5 protein-coding genes are annotated in these 5,195 nt (G+C 64.7%); 3 read left to right on the top strand and 2 right to left on the bottom strand.

The features are described from left to right. On the bottom strand, positions 1-887 hold an 887-nt coding region (locus IVB32_RS04890; protein ID WP_247409930.1), incomplete at its 3' end, for an FAD-dependent oxidoreductase. A 9-nt stretch (positions 888-896) separates the two neighbouring features. After that, on the bottom strand, positions 897-2,003 hold the full coding sequence (gene nadA, locus IVB32_RS04885) for a quinolinate synthase NadA (protein WP_247396527.1): 1,107 nt from the start codon (positions 2,001-2,003) through the stop codon (positions 897-899). Between the two features lie 328 nt (positions 2,004-2,331). Here nadA and IVB32_RS04880 point away from each other — a divergent pair, with 328 nt between their 5' ends. The 3 genes from IVB32_RS04880 to IVB32_RS04870 form a co-directional block, all read left to right on the top strand. Then, on the top strand, positions 2,332-3,585 hold the full coding sequence (locus IVB32_RS04880) for an MFS transporter (RefSeq protein ID WP_085352605.1): 1,254 nt from the start codon (positions 2,332-2,334) through the stop codon (positions 3,583-3,585). A gap of 40 nt (positions 3,586-3,625) precedes the next feature. Beyond that, positions 3,626-4,612, top strand: a complete 987-nt coding sequence (locus IVB32_RS04875) for an MDR family oxidoreductase (RefSeq protein WP_085352604.1) — start codon at positions 3,626-3,628, stop codon at positions 4,610-4,612. 112 nt (positions 4,613-4,724) lie between these two features. Then, the coding region (locus tag IVB32_RS04870) for a hypothetical protein (RefSeq protein WP_247409929.1) at positions 4,725-5,195 on the top strand (471 nt) is incomplete at its 3' end.

Below are 5,195 nucleotides of genomic sequence, written 5' to 3'. Positions count from 1 at the left end.
ATCTCCGCGAACACGCCGCGGGCCACGATGTCGCGCGGTGCGAGCTCGGCGAGCGGATGGCGCGCCGCCATGAAACGCTCGCCACGGCCGTTGATCAGTGTCGCGCCTTCGCCGCGCAAGGCTTCCGTGGCGAGCGGCGCGGGATCGCGGCCGACCATGATGGCGGTCGGGTGAAATTGCACGAACTCGGGATCTGCAATCACCGCGCCGGCGCGTGCGGCGATCGCAAGGCCGGATCCGCTGGCCTCGCGCGGATTGGTGGTGACGGCATAGAGATGGCCGATGCCGCCCGTCGCGAGCACCACCATCCGCGCGGCGAGCAGGATCGGCTGTGCTGCCGCGTCGCCAGCTTCGCGCAATCGTAGGCCGGCGACCGCGCCGTCCTCGGTCAACAGCGCTTCGGCGACGAAACTTTCGATCAGCCGGATCGACGGCGTGCGCCGCACGGCTTCGCTCAGCGCCGCGATGATGGCGGCGCCCGCGCCATCGCCACGCACATGTACGATACGCCGCGCCGAGTGTGCGGCCTCGCGCCCGACTGCGAGCCTGCCTTCGAGATCGCGGTCGAACGGCACGCCATAGGCGAGAAGGTCGTGAATCCGCGGTGCGGCCTCGCGCGCGATCCCGAGTGCGACAGCTTCGTCGACGATGCCGCCGCCAACTGCAACCGTGTCCGCGGCGTGCGCTTCCGGCGTATCGCCTTCAGCCATTGCCGCGGCGATGCCGCCTTGCGCCCATGCAGACGACGCGCCCTGTCCGAGCGGCGCCGCCGAGATCAATATTACCGGCCGCGGCGCGAGCTTGAGCGCGCAGAACAATCCGGCAAGGCCGCCGCCGACGATGACGACGTCGTCGGAGCGGGGGAGGGTGTTGATGTTGTTTGTCATGGCTTTATCTCAGTTCTTCAAATTGATCATCCGCTCGACCGAGCGCCTTGCGCGGTCCGCGAGCGCGGGATCGATCGTCACTTCTGCGCGAAGCGTCAGCAGGCTCTCCAGAATGTTGGCGAGCGTGATGCGCTTCATGTGCGGGCAGATGTTGCAGGGGCGCAGCATCTCCACATCGGGCAGCTCGGCGCGGACATTGTCGGCCATCGAGCATTCCGTGATCATCACCAGCCGCCGCGGCCGCCGCTCGCGCACCCAGTTGATCATGTGCGCGGTCGAGCCCGTGAAATCGGCCTCGGCCAGCACGTCCGGCGGGCATTCGGGATGAGCGATGATCTGCACGGAGGGATCGGCCTCGCGGTAGCTGCGCAGCTCGGCGCCAGTGAAACGCTCGTGCACCTCGCAGGCGCCCTTCCAGGCAATGATCTTCACGTCGGTCTTCGAGGCCACGTAAGTGGCGAGATAGCGGTCGGGCAGGAAGATCACGGTTGGTGCGCCGAGGCTTTCGACCACCTGCACCGCGTTCGACGAGGTGCAGCAGATATCGACCTCGGCCTTCACCTCCGCGGAGGTGTTGACATAGGCAACGACAGGCACGCCGGGGAATTTTTCGCGGAGCAGGCGGACGTCGGCGCCGGTGATGCTGGCAGCGAGCGAGCAGCCGGCGCGCGTATCAGGAATAAGCACCGTCTTGTCCGGATTGAGCAGTTTCGACGTCTCCGCCATGAAGTGCACGCCGCACTGGACGATGATGCCGGCCTTCACCCTGGTGGCTTCGACCGCGAGCTGGAGCGAATCACCGCCGATGTCGGCGACGCAGTGGAAGATCTCCGGCGTCTGGTAATTGTGCGCGAGGATCACCGCGCCCCGGGCCTGCTTCAGCTCGTTGATCGCCTTGATCGTCGGGGCCATCAGCGGCCATTCGATCGGTGGGATGACACGTTTCACGCGCTCGTAAAGCGGTGCGGTGGCTCGCTCGACCTCCGGCGTCCATTCCAGTGAAGGCATCGGCAGCGAAGGTCCGGTTCGCGACTGCTTGGCCTGTGCCGGGGTGATCACGTGGCCCTGCGGCCGGTTGGCAAAGTCGTCGGGGCCGTAAATTCCAGTTAGCGGCATCCAAGCCTCCCGTGCATGTCATTTGTACTCATTTTGAGCATATATAAAGCCTGAGAAATCCGGCCGACAGGCCGGGGGATCATTCGATATGCTCGATATGAGCAAATATAAAATAACACGTCGTGTTGGGAGCCGCCAGATCTTGCCGCACACGTTTCCGTTAAGTCGCGCCCGGCGCGTCGGCTGAGGCCGCGAGGAAATGCAATGCTCCCGCGCCAGCTCTTCGCGGAATGCAATCGTTTTTGACTTGGGGTTTCCATGCAGATGCATTAAACGAGCTGGCTCGCGGCCGCCATTTGCGAATCCGCGACCACGCACGAGGAACAGCATGTCGATACAGATGGGTGAGCTCGGTTCGGTCTCCCGTTCCTCCTCCTGGCGCACGCCGGCGATCATCATTCTCTGCGGCTGCGCGATCGGGATGCTCGGGTTCGGCCCGCGCTCGGCGCTGGGCTTCTTCGTACAGCCGATGAGCCATGAATATGCCTGGGGCCGCGACGTGTTCGGCCTCGCGATCGCGTTTCAGAATTTGCTGTGGGGACTGGGCCAGCCCGTCGCCGGCGCGGTCGCCGATCGCTTCGGCCTGTTCCGGGTGATGTGCGTCGGCGCTCTGCTCTATGCCGGGGGCTTGCTCCTGATGCGCTACTCATCGACGCCGCTGTCGCTCAACATCGGCGCTGGTGTCATGGTCGGCTTCGGTCTCGCCGGCTGCTCGTTCAATCTGGTGCTCTCGGCCTTCACCAAGCTCTTGCCGGCCGAGAAGCGCGGCCTTGCGCTCGGCGCCGGCACTGCGGCGGGATCGTTCGGGCAATTCCTGTTCGCGCCGATCGGTGTGGCCCTAATCGACAATTTCGGCTGGCAGCAGGCGCTCACCGTGTTCGGCTTCCTGATGCTGCTGATCATCCCGTTGTCGCTGGCGCTCTCGACGCCGCCGGTCGCAAGCGCGGCAAATGCGGCGCCTGCGGACCAGCAGACCTTCACCAAAGCGCTCGCGGAAGCCTTCGGCCATCGCTCCTACGTGCTGCTTGTCCTCGGCTTCTTCACCTGCGGCTTCCAGCTTGCCTTCATCACGGTGCATCTGCCGGCCTTCCTGGTCGATAGCGGCATCTCCACGCAGATCGGCGGCTGGGTGATCGCGGCGATCGGCCTGTTCAACATCATGGGATCGCTCAGCGTCGGCTATCTCCAGAACAGCCTGCCCAAGCGCTACATCCTCTCGACCATCTATTTCACCCGCGCGCTTGCGACGCTTGCCTTCATCTCGTTTCCGATCACGCCGTTCTCGGCGATTGCGTTCGGCGCGGTCTCCGGCCTGACCTGGCTGTCGACCGTGCCACCGACCTCGGCACTGGTCGCGATCATGTTCGGCACGCGCTGGTTCGCCACGCTCTATGGCTTCGCCTTCGTCAGCCATCAGGTCGGCGGCTTCCTCGGCGTCTGGCTCGGCGGCATCGTGTTCGAGCGGTTCGGTTCCTACACGCCGATCTGGTGGCTCTCGATCCTGTTCGGCGTGCTCTCGGCGCTGATCAATCTTCCGATCGTGGAGAAACCGGTCCAGCGGACGGTTGCGCAGCCTGCCTGATCGGCTAAACATCCCCTGAAACAAGTCAGGGAGTTTTGCTGTGGCGACGTTCAAGGCGATCCGGATCGACAAGGCGGACAAGGGCACCACCGCGCAGCTCACGCAGTTCGACGAAGCCGAACTGATGGAGGGCGACGTCACCGTCCGCGTGGAATGGTCGACGTTGAACTACAAGGACGGCCTTGCGCTCACCGGCAAGGCGCCGGTGGTGCGCCGCTTCCCGATGATTGCCGGCATCGACTTCGCCGGCACCGTCGAGCAGTCCTCGCATCCGCAATGGAAGGCGGGCGATAAGGTTGTCTGCACCGGCTGGGGCATGGGCGAGACCCATCTTGGCGCCTATGCCGAGAAGGCGCGGGTGAAAGGCGACTGGCTGGTCGCTCTTCCGCAGGGCCTATCGGCGCGCGACGCCATGGCGATCGGCACTGCCGGCTTCACCGCGATGCTGTCCGTGCTGGCGCTGGAGAAGCACGGAGTGTCGCCGAACAGCGGTCCGGTCGTGGTGACGGGGGCTGCAGGCGGCGTCGGCTCGGTTGCGACCGCCGTGCTCTCGAAGCTCGGCTATCACGTCATCGCCTCCACCGGACGTGCGTCCGAAGCGGACTATCTGAAAGAGATCGGCGCGGCTGAGGTGATCGACCGCAACGAATTGTCGGCGGCCGCCAAGCCCATCGCCAAGGAGCGCTGGGCGGGTGGCGTCGACAGCGTCGGCTCGACCACGCTCGCAAACCTGCTGTCGATGACGAAGTACGGCGGCGCGATCGCGGCCTGCGGCTTGGCTGCCGGCATGGACCTGCCGTCTTCCGTCGCACCCTTCATTTTGCGCGGGGTGTGCCTTCTCGGCATCGATTCCGTGATGTGCCCGATCGAGCCGCGGAAAGCTGCCTGGCAACGCCTGGCGTCCGATCTGGACCGGTCAAAACTAGCTGAAATTACTCACGAAATTCCGCTTTCTGAAGTTCCGGAGTGGGGCGCGAAAATCCTCGCCGGCCAGGTCCGCGGTCGCACCGTTGTAAAAATTGTCTAACGGCGTTCAGACTTTACCAACCATGCTGCTTCAATGTCGCCATGGTTAGTATGGTAAGCAGCAGGTAAAGAGATAAGGCATAGCCCGCTGCGGGGTTGGTTCGGAGTTGAGCATGCTTGCGCGTATTGTGTTGGGGGCGGTCACGGCGGTAGCGACGCTTACGCCGGCCATTGCTGGAAGCATGAACGCCGATGAGGCGCGCCGCTTCGTCGCCGGGAAGGTGTTTGCTTTCACCTGCTTTGACGGCACCCGGGGCGCGGGCCGCATCATGGACGACCTCGGCGCCGCCGGCGCCGTGCAGTTCTCGGGTGCAGGTCCGGTGAAACATCTCCGCCTGCCCGGCAACACGCTGCAGATCCGCGGCCAGAACGTCTGCGCCTCGATCAAGGGCATTCCGTTCGAGCCCTGTTTCAACCTTGAAAAGACCGACGATCGCAGTTTCCGCGGCTCGGTATCGGGGATGGGCTTCGCCTATTGCGACTTCCATCACCAGGGCGGCAACCAGATGCTGATGGCGCGGGCCGTCGCGCGGCCGCGCTCGCTGCGCACCTCGGAACACACGGGTTCGGTCGGCACGCCCAAC

The organism is Bradyrhizobium sp. 23, assembly GCF_023073295.1.
Classification (GTDB): Bacteria; Pseudomonadota; Alphaproteobacteria; order Rhizobiales; family Xanthobacteraceae; genus Bradyrhizobium; species Bradyrhizobium canariense_D.
This window is presented reverse-complemented; position numbering and strand designations above follow the sequence as displayed.